This is a genomic window from Nonomuraea sp. NPDC005650, assembly GCF_040605375.1.
Taxonomy (GTDB): domain Bacteria; phylum Actinomycetota; class Actinomycetes; order Streptosporangiales; family Streptosporangiaceae; genus Nonomuraea.
Map to the genome: position 1 here is coordinate 44,173 of NZ_JBEXCR010000033.1, position 15,792 is coordinate 59,964.

Annotated in this window: 18 protein-coding genes; 9 read left to right on the top strand and 9 right to left on the bottom strand. The window is 71.7% G+C overall.

What is annotated here, in order from left to right:
• Window positions 1-23: 23 nt before the first annotated feature.
• Both ABZS69_RS44220 and ABZS69_RS44225 read right to left on the bottom strand, forming a co-directional pair.
• Window positions 24-413, bottom strand: a complete 390-nt coding sequence (locus ABZS69_RS44220; RefSeq protein WP_355383521.1) for a PPOX class F420-dependent oxidoreductase — start codon at window positions 411-413, stop codon at window positions 24-26.
• Window positions 414-447: 34 nt separating this feature from the next.
• Entirely contained in the window at window positions 448-1,356 is a 909-nt protein-coding gene (locus tag ABZS69_RS44225) for an aryldialkylphosphatase (protein WP_355383524.1), read from the bottom strand.
• A gap of 150 nt (window positions 1,357-1,506) precedes the next feature.
• Between ABZS69_RS44225 and ABZS69_RS44230 the strand changes: the two genes are divergently transcribed.
• Window positions 1,507-1,962 (top strand): TIGR02611 family protein, encoded by a 456-nt coding sequence (locus tag ABZS69_RS44230; protein WP_355383527.1) that lies wholly within the window; start codon window positions 1,507-1,509, stop codon window positions 1,960-1,962.
• A 54-nt stretch (window positions 1,963-2,016) separates the two neighbouring features.
• Entirely contained in the window at window positions 2,017-2,961 is a 945-nt protein-coding gene (locus tag ABZS69_RS44235) for a hypothetical protein (RefSeq protein ID WP_355383530.1), read from the top strand.
• Here ABZS69_RS44235 and ABZS69_RS44240 read toward each other — a convergent pair.
• The gene (locus tag ABZS69_RS44240) at window positions 2,956-3,276 is read right to left on the bottom strand and encodes a co-chaperone GroES (RefSeq protein WP_355383532.1); all 321 of its coding nucleotides are present in this window, start codon (window positions 3,274-3,276) and stop codon (window positions 2,956-2,958) included. The two genes, ABZS69_RS44235 and ABZS69_RS44240, sit on opposite strands and share 6 nt — an antisense overlap.
• Before the next feature lie 49 nt (window positions 3,277-3,325).
• Window positions 3,326-4,258, bottom strand: coding sequence for an endonuclease/exonuclease/phosphatase family protein (locus ABZS69_RS44245; RefSeq protein ID WP_355383535.1), 933 nt, complete (start codon window positions 4,256-4,258; stop codon window positions 3,326-3,328).
• Between the two features lie 51 nt (window positions 4,259-4,309).
• Here ABZS69_RS44245 and ABZS69_RS44250 point away from each other — a divergent pair, with 51 nt between their 5' ends.
• Window positions 4,310-5,563, top strand: coding sequence for an ArgE/DapE family deacylase (locus ABZS69_RS44250; RefSeq protein ID WP_355383538.1), 1,254 nt, complete (start codon window positions 4,310-4,312; stop codon window positions 5,561-5,563).
• 42 nt (window positions 5,564-5,605) lie between these two features.
• The gene (locus ABZS69_RS44255) at window positions 5,606-6,199 is read left to right on the top strand and encodes a helix-turn-helix domain-containing protein (protein WP_355383541.1); all 594 of its coding nucleotides are present in this window, start codon (window positions 5,606-5,608) and stop codon (window positions 6,197-6,199) included.
• Between the two features lie 75 nt (window positions 6,200-6,274).
• Here ABZS69_RS44255 and ABZS69_RS44260 read toward each other — a convergent pair whose 3' ends face one another.
• The 3 genes from ABZS69_RS44260 to ABZS69_RS44270 are packed head-to-tail and all read right to left on the bottom strand — an operon-like array spanning window position 6,275 to window position 9,125.
• Entirely contained in the window at window positions 6,275-7,072 is a 798-nt protein-coding gene (locus ABZS69_RS44260; RefSeq protein ID WP_355383544.1) for an ABC transporter ATP-binding protein, read from the bottom strand.
• The gene (locus tag ABZS69_RS44265) at window positions 7,072-8,079 is read right to left on the bottom strand and encodes an iron chelate uptake ABC transporter family permease subunit (RefSeq protein WP_355383547.1); all 1,008 of its coding nucleotides are present in this window, start codon (window positions 8,077-8,079) and stop codon (window positions 7,072-7,074) included. Before ABZS69_RS44265 ends, ABZS69_RS44260 begins: the two co-directional genes overlap by 1 nt.
• Entirely contained in the window at window positions 8,076-9,125 is a 1,050-nt protein-coding gene (locus ABZS69_RS44270; protein WP_355383550.1) for an iron chelate uptake ABC transporter family permease subunit, read from the bottom strand. The genes ABZS69_RS44265 and ABZS69_RS44270 overlap by 4 nt, the downstream gene beginning before the upstream one ends.
• Before the next feature lie 130 nt (window positions 9,126-9,255).
• On the opposite strand from ABZS69_RS44270, the gene ABZS69_RS44275 reads away from it, so the two are divergent.
• Window positions 9,256-10,281 (top strand): ABC transporter substrate-binding protein, encoded by a 1,026-nt coding sequence (locus tag ABZS69_RS44275; RefSeq protein WP_355383553.1) that lies wholly within the window; start codon window positions 9,256-9,258, stop codon window positions 10,279-10,281.
• Here the strand turns inward: ABZS69_RS44275 and ABZS69_RS44280 are convergent.
• Window positions 10,265-12,682: a helicase-associated domain-containing protein gene (locus ABZS69_RS44280; protein WP_355383556.1), complete on the bottom strand. Its 2,418-nt coding sequence runs from the start codon at window positions 12,680-12,682 to the stop codon at window positions 10,265-10,267. The two genes, ABZS69_RS44275 and ABZS69_RS44280, sit on opposite strands and share 17 nt — an antisense overlap.
• A gap of 79 nt (window positions 12,683-12,761) precedes the next feature.
• The gene (locus tag ABZS69_RS44285; RefSeq protein ID WP_355383559.1) at window positions 12,762-13,265 is read right to left on the bottom strand and encodes an ATP-binding protein; all 504 of its coding nucleotides are present in this window, start codon (window positions 13,263-13,265) and stop codon (window positions 12,762-12,764) included.
• A 306-nt stretch (window positions 13,266-13,571) separates the two neighbouring features.
• Here ABZS69_RS44285 and ABZS69_RS44290 point away from each other — a divergent pair, with 306 nt between their 5' ends.
• From ABZS69_RS44290 to ABZS69_RS44305, 4 genes are all read left to right on the top strand, one after another.
• On the top strand, window positions 13,572-14,393 hold the full coding sequence (locus tag ABZS69_RS44290) for a helix-turn-helix transcriptional regulator (protein ID WP_355383852.1): 822 nt from the start codon (window positions 13,572-13,574) through the stop codon (window positions 14,391-14,393).
• Entirely contained in the window at window positions 14,394-14,630 is a 237-nt protein-coding gene (locus tag ABZS69_RS44295; protein WP_185072716.1) for a DUF397 domain-containing protein, read from the top strand. It abuts the gene before it with no gap.
• 88 nt (window positions 14,631-14,718) lie between these two features.
• The gene (locus ABZS69_RS44300; RefSeq protein ID WP_355383563.1) at window positions 14,719-14,976 is read left to right on the top strand and encodes a hypothetical protein; all 258 of its coding nucleotides are present in this window, start codon (window positions 14,719-14,721) and stop codon (window positions 14,974-14,976) included.
• 43 nt (window positions 14,977-15,019) lie between these two features.
• A complete protein-coding gene (locus ABZS69_RS44305) occupies window positions 15,020-15,778 on the top strand; it encodes a hypothetical protein (protein ID WP_355383566.1) in 759 nt (252 codons plus the stop codon).
• The last annotated feature ends 14 nt before the right edge of the window (window positions 15,779-15,792 follow it).

Consider the following 15,792-nt stretch of genomic DNA (forward strand, 5'->3'; position numbering starts at 1 on the left):
GTTGCCCCGATCCTAGCGAGCTTTCACAGGTTCCGGGTCTGGCGCGGGCCGTCCAGCCCCCACGAGGTGATCTTCTTCGGGGTGATCCTGATGATCTCTCGCGAGAAGAACGGCACGGGCGGGTCGACGTCGCTCAGCGCCACCGCCGTGCCCCTGATCTCGACGCCGCGCACCACCCACGGATCGACCGAGGCCAGGTCGTCCACGACGAGCGCGACGGTGCTGCCCTTCTCGACGTTCCTGAACTTCTTGGACGCGCCTATGGCGTGCCCGCCGATGGTGATCGTGCCGGTTTCGGCGTCGACGAAGAAGCCGACCGGGTTGTTCTGCACCTGCCCGCCGGGCGACACCGAGGCCAGCCGGCCGAGGTGCTGCGAGGACAGGTAGTCAAGCTCCGCTGGTGTGAAGGTCATGCAGGCGAGTCTGCAACCTTGACATTGGTTGAGGTCAAGCCAGTCCGGCTGTGAGCCAGCGCACAGGGTTCGCGCTGGTGATGAGTCCGATCGTGTCCTCGCCGACGCCGGCTTCGCGCAGGCGCGGCAGCAGGACGCGGAGGAGGTGCGCGTAGCCCGGCCCGTCGTACTTGCGCAGCTGCGCCACCCGGCTCAGCCCCGTGCTGATGAGCAGGCGTTCGGCGTGGCCGTCCTCGATGAGGCCGAGCGCGATCCTGGCCGCCTGGTCGGGGCCCAGGCCGAGCACGCCCAGGCTCACGTACGCGCCGGCCTCGGCGATCTTCCTGGCCGCGCCCAGGTCGGTGCCCGCGTAGCCGACGGCCACCCGGGAGCCCGGCAGGCCCTGGCCGAGCAGGATCTCCAGGATTGCGGGGGCGTTCGCGCCGTGCGTGGCGACGGGCAGGCGCGACTTCAGGGAGGCGCGGGCGGCGGCGACCAGGCAGCGCTCCTCGCGCGGCGTCGGCTCGGCGCCCCAGGTGCCGACCTCGCCGATCACGCCGGGGAAGACGCCCATGTCGTCCACGCCGCTGAGGATCTCGTCCATGAGCCGGGCGGTGAGCGTGTCCACGTCCGCGTCGCCGACGTTCGTGAACGGCTCGGCGAACAGGCCGGTCGAGGCGATCACCGGCACCCGGCTGCCGGCCGCCATGCGGGCCAGGGCGGCGGCGTCGCGGCCCATCCCCATGCAGGTCAGGTCGACCACGAGGCCGAGGCCGTCGGCCTGGCGCAGCTCGCGGAGCTCGGCGGTGACGGCCTGCTCCTCGTCGAGCCACCGGTGCGGGTCCGAGTCGATGCCGACGGCCCAGCGCATGTCGGTGCGCAGGTGCTCGTGCGGGAGTACGGGGCCGGTGATGGCCGCCGCGCGTACGGGGCCGGTGACGGTACGAAGCAAGACCTCGGGCATAGGTGACATTAACCGATGTTTGCCGGAAGAAGCCTCTTCTGGCGGGAAATTTTACCGTGTGCGGGGTTCCGCGTTCTGCTAGCGGCCTGCAAGTCGGCACCTAGTGAGGGCCCGTATCCTGGATGGCACACCGATTGCCGGGGGGGAATTGTGCAGGTTCAGAACTCCGACACCGGCGACGCCGACGTGATCAAGGGCGAGGCTGCCGGTCATTCCAGCATGCCCGAGCGCCGTACCGGCCTCCATGGGTGGCTGGACGGGATCAGGTCCACGCGCACGGGCGCGCTCACGCTGAAGATCGTGTTCGGCGTGGTCGGGACCGTCATGGTGGTGGCCGGGCTGATCATGGTGCCGTTCCCCGGGCCGGGGTGGGCGGTCGTGTTCGCGGGGCTGGCGGTGCTGGCCGTGGAGTTCCACTGGGCCCGCCGCGTGCTGGAGTTCGGCAAGCGCACGCTGCACGCCTGGATGGAGTGGTACAAGCGGCAGGGCTGGCTGGTGCGCATCGTCGTGCTCGTCGTGACCGTGGCCGCCGCCGGGGTGATCATCTACTGCGGCCTGCTCGCGCTCGGCTTCGACGCGATCGAGTTCGTCCGGGGTTACATATAGATCGGTCCGGCATATCGGACCGAAATTTCGCGCTTTCCTGCCTATTCTGCGGGCGTGCTCGCCAATATCGCCATCGCGCTGTCCTTAACGCTTTCCGGCCACGCGTCCGCGGAGTTCACGGGTCCCGCGGCGCTCGCGGACCTCGCGCTTCCCGGGACCGGGGGCGTGAAATATCGCGAACAAACAGGTGATCCGGTACGCCTGAGCGCCTACGGCCTCGGCACCAAGCGCACCTATCTCAGGTCTGCGACCGGCGGCAGGTTCACCTGGGAGCAGGCGCTGTCCGAAGTGTCCGTCGCCCCCGGCGGGCGGCTGACGGCGGGCGTGCCCAAGGCGTACCGGTCGGGCTACGACTCCCTGATCGTCACCGACCGCACCACGGGCGCGGCCGGCCGGATCCGCACGGCCAAGAAGCCGCTGACCGCCTCCTACGCGTCCTGGTCCCGCGACGGGAAACAGGTCGCGCTCACGGTCGAGCAGAAGACCGGCGGGAAATGGCGCGTGATCGGCTTCACCGTCGTGGACGTGGCCGCCAAGACCGCGCGCACGGTCAGGGTGACCGGTCTGCCCGCGAAGGCGGGCTTCTGGTGGAGCCCCGACGGCAACCTCGTCTCCATGTACGGGACCGGCCTGCGCGTCTACCGGGCCTTGGACGGCGCGGTCCTGCGCACCTTCGCCGGGGTCGGCCTGCCGACCGGCCCCGAGGACTCGTTCTCGCCGACGGGCACCCGGCTGACGACCTGGTGCCCGGCACGCTTCAAGGAGCAGCTCTGCCTGGTGGACCCGGCCAAGGGCAAGATCGTCCAGCGCGTGAACGCCCGGCCGGAGGCGCTGTTCGGCTGGTGGGACGACAGCCACGTCATCGCCGTCGTGGCGCGCGGCACGGCCTACCGGCTGGTGGTGCTCGACCTGACCGGCAGGACGACGCGCGTGCTCGCGGACCTGCCGCATACGACGTGGGCCGCCGACCTCTGGCTCTCCTTCACCCGCGGGTCATAGGTAGAGGCCGGTGCCGTGGTCGGTCTCCGTGGTGGCCACCGCGTGCAGGTCGCGCTCGCGCATCACCAGATAGGTCCGCGCGTGCACCTCGACCTCGAACTGGTCTTCCGGGTTGAAGAGCACCTTGTCGCCCACCTTGACCGAGCGCACGTTCGTACCGACGCCGCACACCTCGCCCCAGGCCAGCCGGTTGGCCATCTTGACCGTCGCGGGGATGACGATCCCGGAGCCGCTGCGCCGCTCCTCGGCCTCCGGCTCCAGCCTGATCATGACCCGGTCGTGCAGCATCTGAATTTCGAACTTGGGCTCTACCACGGCCCCAAGTTTACGAGTCACGACACCCGCGAGACTCCGGAAGTCGCGATCAAGGCAGTCTGAGCTCCGCGAACACCGGCCGATGGTCGGTGCCCTCCAGCGACAGCACCTCGAACTCCCGCACCGCCATCCGCGAGTCCGCCAGCACGTGGTCGATCGCCACGCCGGGCAGGTCCACGTCCGAACCCTCCTGCGGCCAGGTCGCCACGAACCCCCGTCCCATGACGTCGGCCGCGTCCCGGTAACCGCTCGCCAGCAGGTGGCGTAGCGGGAGATGGTCGAGAGTGGCGTTGAAGTCGCCCGCCAGCACCCGCGGCTCCTTGCCCGCGGGCGGCAGGGCCGCCAGACCTGACTCCCAGCACGGCTGCCGCCCGATCCGCTTGGGGGCGCACGGGTGCACCGACACGATCTCCACGCGGGCCCCGCCGGGATGCGCGAGCCAGGCCCTGGCCTGCCCGAACCCGCCGTGACTGATGGTCCGGCCGGCCGTGAGCGGGTGCCGCGCGTACACGGCCGACCCGCCGACGCCCTCCCGCGGCCGGGTGACGGCGTACGGCAACCTCGCGCGCACCCCCGCCCGGTCCAGCCGCCGCATGGCGTCCGGCGTGAACTCCTGCAACGTCAGCACGTCCGGCCTCAACCTGGTGATCAGCGCCATCAGCCCCGCCGTGTCGGCCCGCCCCACCAGCAGGTTCGCCGCGAGCACCCGCAGCACCGGCCCGTCGGCGTCGGGGTTGCCGTCGGCCAGGGCCCGGGGGAGCACGGCCGGCGTCAACGCCAGCACCGTGACGAGCGCGACCGTGCCCGCCGCCCACCGCCTCAGCAGGCAGACCAGCGCCAGGCCCGCCACCGCCGCGCACACCGCGTACGGCGTGTACGCCACCACCGGCACCCACGGCCAGTCCGGCTCGAACCCGCTCAACCGCACGACCGCCCACCCCGCGAACGGCACCACCACGATCCAACTCACCCATGTCCGCACGCCCTGTATTGCCGTGAAACGCGGTCGGGGTTCATGAGTAGGGTGTGCACCATGCGCGACGTGGAGGCCGGCGTCCTGAACGCCATCGACGAGGCCGAGACCGTGAGCCTGCTGGCCGAGACCGTCGGCGTCCCCAGCGTCACGGGCACCGACGCCGAGTCGGAGCTGCAGCACCGGTTCGCCCGCCTGCTCACCGAGGCCGGCATGGACGTCGACGTCTGGAAACTCGACCTCCCCGGGCTGACCGCCCGCCCCGGCTTCCCCGGCACCGAGGCGCCCAGGAACGAGGGGTACGGCGTGGTGGCCGTGACCGGCGGTGCGGGCACGCCCGCGCTGGCGCTCCAGGGTCACGTGGACGTCGTGCCCACCGGCGACCTGGCCAAGTGGGAGGGGCACGACCCGTTCGCCGCCCGGATCACCGGCGACGTGCTGCACGGCAGGGGCGCCTGCGACATGAAGGCGGGCCTCGTCGCGAACCTGGCCGTGGCGCGGGCGATCAAGAAGGCCGGGGTCAGGCTGGCCCGGCCGCTGGCGGTGCACTGCGTGATCAGCGAGGAAGATGGCGGGCTCGGCGCGTTCGCCACGCTGGCCAGGGGCCACACGGCGGAGGCCGCGGTCATCACCGAGCCCACCAGCGGCGCGGTCATCACGGCCAACGCGGGCGCGCTGACGTTCCGGCTGGAGATCGCCGGGCGGGCCGCGCACGGGGCCACGCGGCACGAGGGGGTCAGCGCGGTCGAGGCGTTCTGGCCGGTGTTCGAGGCGATCAGGCGGCTGGAGGCCGAGCGCAACCGGGACGTTCCCGGCCTCTTCCGGGGTGACGGGGCGCCGTACCCGATCGAGGTCGGCACCGTGCGCGCGGGCGACTGGGCCAGCACCGTGCCCGACCTGCTGGTCGCCGAGGGGCGGCTCGGGGTGCGGCTGGACGAGGACCCGACGGCGGCGCGGGCCGCGTTCGAGGAGGCGGTCGCGGAGGTCGCCCATCCCTGGCTGCGCGAGAACCCGCCGGTGGTGACGTGGCCCGGCGGCCAGTTCGCCAGCGGCCGGCTGCCCGCGGGGCACGCGCTGCTGGACGAGGTCGGCCGCGCGGTCGCCGACGTCACGGGCGCGCGGCCCGCCGAGGCGGCGGCGCCGTACGGGAGCGACCTGCGGCTGTACGCGGCCGGCGGGATCCCGACGTTGCACTACGGCCCCGGGGACGTGCGGTACGCGCACGCGCCCAGGGAGCAGGTCGAGCTGAGGGAGCTGCGCGAGGTCACGCGAGCCCTGGCGCTGCTGGTCGTACGCCGCTGCGGAGTCCTCTGAGGGACGCCCCGGGCGGCACTGAAATGGACTAGAGTCCGAATCATGTCGGAGTCCCTGGAGCTTCTGGTCGGCCGCCCGGTGAAGGAGCGGGCGGACGCGGCGCGCAACCGGGAGAAGGTGCTGGCCGCGGCCGCCCGGCTGTTCGCGGAGAAGGGCGTGGAGGCGGTCTCGATGGACGCCGTCGCGGCGGAGGCCGGGGTGGGCAAGGGCACGCTCTTCCGGCGGTTCGGCGACAAGTCCGGGCTCGCCGTGGCGCTGCTGGACTCGCGCGAGCGCGACCTGCAGCAACGTATCCTGTCCGGCCCGCCGCCCCTCGGGCCCGGCGCCCCCGCGCCCGAGCGCCTCACCGCCTTCGTGGCCGCCTACCTGGACTACCTCTTCGCCCACCTGGACCTGGTCCGCATGTCGGAGACCGCCAGCCCGGGGGCCCGCTACCGGATCGGGGCCTACCGCTTCTGGCACCGGCACGTCGCGATCCTCCTGGCCGAGTCCCGCCCGAGGTGCGACGCCGACGCTCTGTCCCACGCGCTGCTGGCCGCGATGGGCGCGGAGGCGGCGGCGGTCCTGAAGGACGCCTACGGCCCGGCCCGCGCCGCCGCTGCCATCACCACCCTCGCCACCGCCCTCACCACCTGACCACACCTGCCGAACAACCCGCCGCCGCGTCCGGCGGCTCCGGCGCGGGGCCGGAGGCGGGGGTGAGGGGGCCGGTCAGGCGGTGGTGGAGATGCGGCGGCGGGATTCGGGGACGATGAGCGGGGTGCCGGACTGCGGGTCGGGGATGATCTCGCAGCGCAGGTCGAACACCCGATGCACCAGCTCAGGCGTGACGATCTCCGTCGGATCCCCCTCCGCCACGACCTCGCCGCCCCGCATCACGATCAGGTGGGTCGCGTACCGGCACGCCTGGTTGAGGTCGTGCAGGACGGCCACCATGGTGCGCCCGGCCTCGTGCAGGTCGGCGCAGAGGTCCAGCACCTCGATCTGGTGGGAGATGTCCAGGAACGTGGTCGGCTCGTCCAGCAGCAGGATCGGCGTCTCCTGGGCCAGCGCCATGGCCAGCCACACCCGCTGCCGCTGCCCGCCCGACAGCTCGTCCACGATCCGGTCGGCCAGCTCCGCCACGTCGGTGGCGCGCATGGCCTCGGACACCGCCGCCTCGTCGGCGCGCGACCACTGCCGCATGAGCCGCTGGTGCGGGTAGCGGCCGCGGGCCACCAGGTCGGCCACGGTGATCCCGTCGGGCACGATCGAGCTCTGCGGGAGCAGGCCCAGCCGCCGCGCCACCTCCTTCGACGGCAGCGACGTGATCAGGCTCCCGTCCAGGTGGACGGCACCGGACCTGGGCTTGAGCATCCGGGCCAGGGCCCGCAGCAGGGTGGACTTGCCGCAGGCGTTCGGGCCGATGATCACCGTGAAGGACTCGTCGGGGATCGCCACGCTCAGGTCGGCCGCCACGACGCGCTGGTCGTAGGCGAGCGTGAGATCGGTGCCTGACAAACGAGCCATCAGTGGCGGTCCTTTCGCAGGAGCAGGGCGAGGTACGTGCCGCCGATGGCGGCGGTCAGCACCCCGACGGGCAGCTGGGTGGGGGCGAGCACGCGCTGGGCGGCCAGGTCGGCGCCGGTCAGCAGGACGGCGCCCATGAGCGCCGAGGCCCCCATCGTCACCCCGGCCGAACGCGTGAGCCGCCGGGCGAGCTGCGGCGCGGCGAGCGCGACGAAGATGACAGGCCCCGCGGCGGCCGTGGCCACGCCGGACAGGAGCACGCCGGCCGTGATCGCCACCGCGCGCACGGCCTCCACCCGGATCCCCATGGCCTTGGCCGCGTCGTCGCCCATCTCGATCATCCGCATCGGGCGCGCGACGAACGCGCACACCGGCAGCAGCACGACCAGCGCCAGCGCCACGGGAATCGCGTGGTCCCAGCCGCGCCCGCTCAGGCTGCCGGTGAGCCAGGCGCCCGCGGTGGCCGCGTCGTTGATGTTCGCCCTGGTCAGCAGGTACGAGTTGACCGCCAGCAGCAGCGCGTTCGCCCCGATGCCGACCAGGACCAGCCGGTAGCCCTGCACGCCGCCGCGGAACGCCAGCGCGTACACGAGCACGGCCGTGACCACGCACCCGGCCAGCGCGCCACCGGAGATCGCCATCGCGGAGCCGCCCGCCACGACGGCGATGATGCCGCCCGTCGAGGCGCCTGCGGTGAAGCCGATGAAGTCGGGGCTGCCCAGGGGGTTCCTGGTGAGGCTCTGGAAGATCGCGCCGCTCAGCCCGAACGCCGCGCCGACCAGCAGCCCGGTCACCACGCGAGGGGCGCGGAGCTTGTTGACGATCAGCTCGGCGACCGGCGTGCCCTGGCCGAAGAGCGCGGAGACGATGTCGGGCACGGGCACCGTGAACTCGCCCGTCGAGATGGCCGCCACGGTCACCGCGCAGGCGACCACGACGAGGGCCGCGCCGACGAGCAGGGCGCGGGGCGCGAGTCGTACGGACCAGGGGCCGACGCGGACGGTCACAGCGCCGCCACCCGCCTCCGCCTGGCCAGCATGATGAAGATCGGCGCGCCGATCACCGCCCACACGATCCCCACCTGCACCTCTCCCGGCCGGGCGATGACCCGGCCCACCACGTCGGCGGCCAGCAGCAGCACCGGCGCGGCCAGCGCCGAGTAGGGGAGCACCCACCGCTGGTCGGGCCCCACCACCGCGCGCACGGCGTGCGGCACGATGAGCCCCACGAACCACAGCGGCCCCGCGGCGGCGGTGGCCGCGCCGCACAGCAGCGTGACGGCCACCCCGGTGAGGACCCTGGTACGGTTCACGGCCACGCCGAGCGCCCGGCCCGCGTCGTCGCCGAGGGCGAGCATGTTGAGCGGCCTGGCCAGCAGCAGCCCGAGCACCAGCCCCACCACCATGAACGGCGCCAGCCGCACCAGCGTGTCGGCCGTCTGCCCGGCCAGCGACCCCGTCAGCCAGAACCGCATCCGGTCGAACGTCTGCGCGTCCATGCGCAGGATGGCCGAGGCCACCGCCGTGCACACCATGCCGAAGGCGACGCCGGCCAGCGTGAGGCGTACCGGGCTGGAGCCCGAGCGGCCCGCCGAGGCCAGGGCGTAGACGACCACGGAGGCCAGCGCGGCGCCGCCGAACGCGAACCAGACGTATACCGCCGGATCGGACAGCCCGAACAGGCCGAGCGCCAGCGTCACGCCCAGGGCGGCCCCTTCGTTGATGCCCAGCAGGCCGGGGTCGGCCAGCGGGTTGCGGGTCAGGCTCTGCATGAGCGCCCCCGCCAGGCCGAGCGTCGCGCCGACGCCGAGGCCCAGCAGCGTGCGCGGGACGCGCAGTTCGCGGATGACCGTGTGGTCGTTGGAGCCGTTCGGGGCGAGGAAGGCGTCGATCACCGTCGAGAACGACACGGACCGCGCCCCCAGCGCCACGCTCGCCATCGCCACCAGCGCCAGCACGGCCACCGTGACGACGAGCCCGGCGCTCAGCGCGAAGGCCCGCCCCTTCGAACCCGCCGCGGGAGCGGGGCGGCCGATGTCGGGTGGATCGCCCACCGCGGCCCCCCAATGCGGCGGGGTCGTGTCTTCAGCCGGGCGCACCCGACCCCCTCTCCTAGCAGTCAAACTTAGGTAAGGCTAATCTAATCGCCTGGTAATCAGGCAAGCCTAACCTTAGGAGATGTGCATGTCAGGACCGGTTCTGCCTCGCAGGGGCTTTCTGGCGTCCGCCGCAGGCCTCGCGGCAGCCCTGACACTGGCGGCGTGCGGCGGCGAGACGGCGGCCACCGGCGCGTCCGCCGCCCCCGCCGGTTCGGCCGCCGCCACCTCGGGCGCCGCACAGAGCTGGACGTTCACCGACGACCGCGGCAAGAAGATCGAGCAGCCCAAGACCCCGTCCAGGATCGTCGCCCAGGTCGGCGCCGCCGCCGCGCTGTGGGACTTCGGCGTGCGCCCCGTCGCCGTCTTCGGCCCGCACAAGCTCAAGGACGGCGCCAAGGACCCGCAGGTCGGCAACGTCGACATCACCAAGGTCCAGGGCCTCGGCAACGTGTGGGACGAGTTCAACGTCGAGCAGTACATCGCGCTGCAGCCCGACCTCCTGGTCAGCAGCATGTACATCAAGGGCACCCTCTGGTACGTGCCCGAGAAGTCCAAGGACACCATCGAGCAGGTCGCCCCGACCGCGGGCGTCATGCTCACCGGCCGCAGCGCCTCCCAGGTGATCGGCAAGTACGAGGAACTCGCCAAGTCCCTCGGGGCCGACATGCAGGGCGTGCCCGAGGCCAAGGCCCGCATGGAGGCCGCCACCAAGGAGCTCGCCCAGTTCAAGAATCTCAAGATCCTCATGATGTCCGGCGGCCCCGACGCGATGTGGGTGGTCAACCCGCCGGAGTACCCGGACATCGTGCACCTGATGGACGCGGGCCTGGACGTCGTCAAGCCCGCGAAGGTGGACGAGGGCGGCTTCTTCCAGACGCTGAGCTGGGAGAACGCCGACGAGTACGACGCCGACGTGATCCTCTACGACACCCGCACCCAGTCGCTCAAGCCCGAGGAGATGCTGAAGAAGCCCACCTTCGCCAAGCTCCCCGCGGTCAAGGCCGGCCAGCTCTACCCGTGGAACGCCGAGGCGCCCTACAGCTACCAGGGCTACGCGGCCTTCCTCGAAGGGCTGGTGGCCAACCTGAAGAAGGCTAAAGAGCTCCCCTGACCTCGACGATCTCGGCGAGGGGGAACTCGAGGTAGTCGCCCGCCTCCTCGCACCACGCGTCCAGCGCGGCGCCCTTGAGCTCGCCGTGGCTGATCGTCGCGGTCAGCCCGTCGGTGAGCGTGATGCCGGCGCGTACGCCCCGGTCGACCACGAACCCGAGCAGCGACTGCTGGGCCGTCGGCAGCCTGGTCGCCATCCTGCCGATGATCGCCCACGTGCGGCCGTTCCTGTCGGCGTCGGTCCGGTCGGCGGTGACCAGGCGGCGGGCGTGCTCGTACGGGTCGGGCGTCGGCTCGGCGAGCATGTAGGGCACCTCGAGCTCCGCGAGCCCGGGGAACTCCGACAGCTCGGCCACCTGCCCGCCGGGCAGCAGGATCAGCTTGCCGCTCGGCGGCTGCTCGGGCCTGGCCCGGTGGATGGTGATCTGGCCGGTGTCGGCGACGGGCACGGGGGAGTAGCCGACCTCGCGCAGCGCGGCGAGCGTGCGGTCTGCCGGCGCGGAGCTCACCAGCACCGTGGGCGCGAGCAGCCGCAGGCCGAGCCGGCCCAGCCGCCGGTGCGCGGCGATCTCGGCCAGGAGCGTGGGGTCGCCGGCCTGCACGACGCATCCGACGGTGCTCACGGTGACCTCGCCGTGCCTGCGGCCGGTGTCGCGTACCAGGTATTCGAGCGGCTGTGGGATCGTGCCGACCCCGGCCAGGTCGTCGAGCAGCGCATCGGCGTCGTAGCCGTGGTCGAGCGCGCGGCGCACGCTCTCGGTCGTGAACCGCCACACCGAGGCCGCGCCCCGCGACTCGCGGTCGGCGGCCCGGTCGAGCAGCGCCGCCAGCTCCGCCGACGGCGGGCCGGTGACGACCGCGGTCAGGTCGGGGCCGAACAGCGCGCTCCTGCGCACGCTCGCCAGCGCCCTGATGGCCGCCTCGGCCAGCACGGGGTCGTGCTCGACCATGGGCACGGCGTCGTCGTTCTCGTCGCCCGGCCCGGCGGTGAGCCCGGCCAGCGCCCGGCCGAGGTCGGTGACGGCGTTGTTGGCCAGCAGGCCCAGCAGCGTGGCCTCGGCGAGCACGGCGGGCGCGCAGGCCAGCAGCAGCTCCAGGTCGAGCAGCGGCGCCTGCCAGTGGACGTTGGCCACGAGGCTGTCGCGGTCGGCGAAGGCGGTGCCCGCGGGCAGGCCGGTCAGGACCGACAGCACGGCCCGGCGGATCCTGGCGACCGCGCTGCCCGACGGGTCGTCGCCGAGCACGGTGCCGTATTTGCCGTCGACCTTGCGCAGCGAGGAGCGCTCCATGCGCCACCAGGCCGCCAGCAGCACCCGCAGCCGCGCCGAGCCCTCGTCGAGCCGCCAGCGGTCGAAGCGCTCGGTGGGGATCATGCCGCCCGACTGCTCGTCCCAGGACAGCAGCCTGGCCACCGCGCAGACCTCCAGGAGCAGCCGCGTCTCGTCCTCGTCGCAGCCGGTCTCCTTGGCCACCCTGCGGACTTCGCGCACGCCCACGCCGCCGGTCTTGAGCAGGGGCAGCGGCGTCTTGGCGGTGTTGTCGAGCAGGGCCGCGCAGCGCTCGACCACGTGCGGCGCGGCCAGCGTCATCAGGTGGTCGACCTCCTCGGGGTCGACCGGGATCGTGGCCACCTCGGGCGCCTCGGGGCGGTAGGCCGGGTGGTAGCCGGGGCCGCGCAGGCAGATCGCCACCTCGCGGGGGATCTCCGCGACGTGCCAGCTCGGGCGGAAGAGCAGGCCGTGGTCGGCGCACCACTTCTCCGGCGTGCCGGGGGTGACGAACCGGCCGCCGTCGACGTTGAGCGCCGGGCCCTGCCAGGCGAACCGGTCGAGCAGCGGGACCGTGCCGTCGGGGGCGCCGCGCAGCAGCGCGCCGACGCGCTCGCGATCGGTGAGCGCCTCGGCGACGCGGGTGATGACGCGGCGCTTGTTGCCGTGGGAGGACAGGCCGAGGTTGCGGGTCAGCGCGTGCAGCGCGTCGTTGCCGATCGACCAGGAGTTGAGGTAGTGGTCGAGCGGCTCGCCCAGGCTGAGCGGGGCCGACCACCAGCGGGCGACGCCCTCCGCGAGGTGGATCAAGCCGTCGTCGCCCGGCCAGGCCAGCGCGTGGTCGTAGAGGTGCTCCAGCCAGGGGGTCACCTCTCCGGCCGGCGCGTCGACGAACTCGGCCAGCGTCTCGGCCGTGGGGCGGGTCATGGCCAGGGCGGCCTCGGCGAGCTGCAGGCAGGGCAGCGGCAGGGCCCGCAGGGTCTCCATCACGGCGAAGCCGTTGCTCAGCCGCTGGCCCAGGGTGTCAAGCCGGCGCGGCCAGGGAGCGGCGATGGCGTCGGGCCGGTTGGCCAGGATGCGCCCCAGCCTGTCTTCGTTCAGTTTTCGCAGCCAGCCGAGCAGGTGATCTTCCATCTGTCAGCAACTCTCATGGGGTCGCACGCGGGACTCACCGTGAGCCATGAGCATCCACGGTAATGCAGATCACCCCCGGTCAGGAGAGGACTGCCCAGACGATCTTTCCGTGAGGTGCAAGTGCGGACCAGCCCCAGCGGAGGCTGAGTGATTCGACGATGTGGAGTCCGAGGCCGCCGGTGTCAAGGGGGCCAGGGTATCGCAGCACCGGCACCGATGAGCCGGGATCGGTGAAAGCACTGGTCACGAGGGGGCCCCGGCGGACGAGGGACATGTGGACGGGGCGCCGGCAGTGGGGCTCGTCCAGGTGCAGGCCGTGGCGTAACGCGTTGGTGGCGAGCTCGGAGACCACCAGCTCCATGTTCTCGATCAGCTCGGCCAGCCCCCAGCCCGACAGCGTGCCGGCGGTGAAGCTGCGGGCGGAGTGGACCGAGGCGGGGCTGGGCGGGAGCACGAACGTGGCGCTCGCGGACGGGCCGGGGACCAGCAGATCGCGGGCCGCCTCCGGCCACCAGCCGACCGGAGGCCACCAATCGAACGTGGTCCACTGGCCGTGCGCCGTGGTGGATTGCACGTTGATCATTCTGCGACAAATCCTCGTGCAGGTGCAAGAGCGAATGCACGTGCAGACAACCCGTGCACACGCTACGGTTGCCCTCAACTGGTCAATATGGGGGAAAGGGGATCTTGTCCGCGGCCCATGATCTTTCGGCCGTGAAGTGACAGACTGTATGTGCATACCCCGCTACATGCGGTGGGTCGCCGAACGCGACTCACCGTAAGTGCATACTCCGCTACTTAACGCAGCTATCGCGTCGCAAGGAAACGAAACAAGGAGCAGCACGTGTCCATTGATCCGCCTGGTTCAGGCTCGACCGTACGGCGCATCATGCTGGGGGCGAGCCTCAGGCGCCTGCGTGAGGCCAGTGGGCTCGACCGTGGACAGGCCGGATTCCACATCCGGGCGTCCGAGTCCAAGATCAGCCGGATGGAGCTCGGCCGGGTCGGCTTCAAGACACGTGACGTGGAAGACCTGCTCACCCTGTACGGCGTCGTCGACGATGCCGAGCGCCGTGCCCTGCTGGAGATGGTTCGCGAGGCCAACACCCCCGGGTGGTGGCACAAGTACTCGGCCGAGTTGCCTTCGTGGTTCACGACCTACGTGGGCCTGGAGGAGGCCGCCGAGCTGATCCGCACCTATGAGGTGCAGTTCGTGCCGGGCCTGTTGCAGACGGCCTCGTATGCGCGATCGGTATTCCAGCTTGGCAACCCCGGTCTGAGTCCGGACAAAATCGAACGTCGTGTGCATATGCGCATGCAGCGCCAGGAGCGCTTCACCCAGAAGGACGGACCCCGTCTGTGGGCCGTCATCGACGAGGCGGCGCTCAAGCGGACCATCGGCGGGCGGGAGGTCATGTCGGAGCAGCTCCAGCATCTGCTGGAAGTGGCTGCCCTTCCCAACATCACTATTCAGGTGATGCCCTTCAGGTTCGGCAAGCACGCCGCTGAAGGGGGCGCGTTCAGCATCTTGCGGTTTCCCGAGTCCGACTTGTCGGACGTTGTCTACGTCGAACAGCTATGGGGTGCCCTGTACCTGGACAAACGCGAGGACATCGACCCGTACCTCACGGCCATGGAGCAGTTGTGCGTGGAGAGCACCACGCCAGGGGGCACCGTCGAGCTCATCGGCGGTCTTCTCAGAAAGATGTAGATGAACCAGACCTACAACGGCATGCCGGCGGCGAACCTGACGCAGGTCGCCTGGCGCAAGAGCCGCTACAGCAACTCGCAGGGCAACTGCGTGGAGCTCGCAGAGCTTCCTGACGGGGGGATCGCGGTCCGCAACTCGCGCTTCCCTGACGGCCCCGCCCTCATCTATACCCGCGACGAGATCCGGGCCCTGGTGCTCGGGGTGAAGGACGGAGAGTTCGACGGCCTGCTCGTTTAACGGCTTTGTAACCTCCGGCGTGCTTGCTTAACGGGGGCGCGCCGGAGGCTTAACAGCCCGGCCTTCTGCGGCCGGGAGGATCAGGGGCATGCTCGATCAGATGACCCTGTATCCGATCGCCGACGACGTGCTGCTCGCGCCGGGCGGCAAGGTCGTGATCCGCACGTACGGAGTGGCGCCCGCCGCCGGGGGCGCCTCCGTCTCCTACCGGACCTGGGTGACCGGTATCCGCGACCAGCCGCGGTACTGGCACTGGGGTCACTTCGAGGACGCCACCTCCGGGCACCGCAGGGTCCTGGAGTGGCTCACGGGGCGGGGGCCGCAACCTTCCCAAGCGCTGACCTGATCGCTATCCTCATGCCAAGCAACCGCTTGGTAGAGGAGGCGTGGTGCGGCGCGCGATCCACCTGATCGAGGAGGTCGACTTCCGGCCGATGAACTCCAGGCGGCCCCTGGAGTACCTCACCTGGCTGACCCGCTACAAGCGCGAGGACGAGAGCCGCGGCGCGCCCTCGCTCACCTCCGGCATGTCCATCAGGTCCCGCGAGATCGACCTCGTGGGCGCCTTCTACGCCGTCGGCATCACCGGCCATCCGCAGTTCAAGGCCGTCACGCTGTGGGACTGCCACGGCGGATGGGACGGCGGCTGGCGGCAGATGATGGAGATCTACCAGGGCGTCGACGAGCGGCTCTTCCTGTCCGACATCGACGACCTGCGCTTCTCCGCGTTCTCCCGGCCCCTCGGCGCCGCGCCCGGCTGCCCGCCGCTGTCCGAGGCGCCCGCCGCCGAGCTCTTCCTCTTCGAGAGCGCCCGGGTGCGCCCCGGGGCCGCGCTCGACTACCTGCACGCGGTGCGCACCGAGCGGGCGCCGCTGCTCGCCGAGCACGGCCACACCCTGGTCGGGCTGTACGAGGTGCTGTTCTGCGACACCGAGGCCGTCACCGTCTGGGCCGTCTCCCTCGACGACCACCTGGCCACCCAGCGCGCCCGCGACGCCGCCCTGGGCCTCGACGACGAGGTCCCGCCCGATTCCCGGCTTCTGGACTGGGGCAAAAGGGCTCGCGACTACCTGGAAGGCCCGTGGCGTGAGACGCTGCTGGCACCGTTCCCCGGATGCCGCCTGGCGCCGGAGGTCCAGCCGGGTTAGCGTCGGCTGCGGAG

What these genes read in the sequence shown, in the direction of transcription:
- ABZS69_RS44220 (WP_355383521.1), bottom strand. Translation starts at nt 413, where the DNA reads ATGACCTTCACACCAGCGGAGCTTGACTACCTGTCCTCGCAGCACCTC.
- ABZS69_RS44225 (WP_355383524.1), bottom strand. Translation starts at nt 1,356, where the DNA reads ATGCCCGAGGTCTTGCTTCGTACCGTCACCGGCCCCGTACGCGCGGCG.
- ABZS69_RS44250 (WP_355383538.1), top strand. Translation starts at nt 4,310, where the DNA reads ATGCGCGACGTGGAGGCCGGCGTCCTGAACGCCATCGACGAGGCCGAG.
- ABZS69_RS44255 (WP_355383541.1), top strand. Translation starts at nt 5,606, where the DNA reads ATGTCGGAGTCCCTGGAGCTTCTGGTCGGCCGCCCGGTGAAGGAGCGG.
- ABZS69_RS44260 (WP_355383544.1), bottom strand. Translation starts at nt 7,072, where the DNA reads ATGGCTCGTTTGTCAGGCACCGATCTCACGCTCGCCTACGACCAGCGC.
- ABZS69_RS44275 (WP_355383553.1), top strand. Translation starts at nt 9,256, where the DNA reads ATGTCAGGACCGGTTCTGCCTCGCAGGGGCTTTCTGGCGTCCGCCGCA.
- ABZS69_RS44280 (WP_355383556.1), bottom strand. Translation starts at nt 12,682, where the DNA reads ATGGAAGATCACCTGCTCGGCTGGCTGCGAAAACTGAACGAAGACAGG.
- ABZS69_RS44285 (WP_355383559.1), bottom strand. Translation starts at nt 13,265, where the DNA reads ATGATCAACGTGCAATCCACCACGGCGCACGGCCAGTGGACCACGTTC.
- ABZS69_RS44290 (WP_355383852.1), top strand. Translation starts at nt 13,572, where the DNA reads ATGCTGGGGGCGAGCCTCAGGCGCCTGCGTGAGGCCAGTGGGCTCGAC.
- ABZS69_RS44295 (WP_185072716.1), top strand. Translation starts at nt 14,394, where the DNA reads ATGAACCAGACCTACAACGGCATGCCGGCGGCGAACCTGACGCAGGTC.
- ABZS69_RS44300 (WP_355383563.1), top strand. Translation starts at nt 14,719, where the DNA reads ATGCTCGATCAGATGACCCTGTATCCGATCGCCGACGACGTGCTGCTC.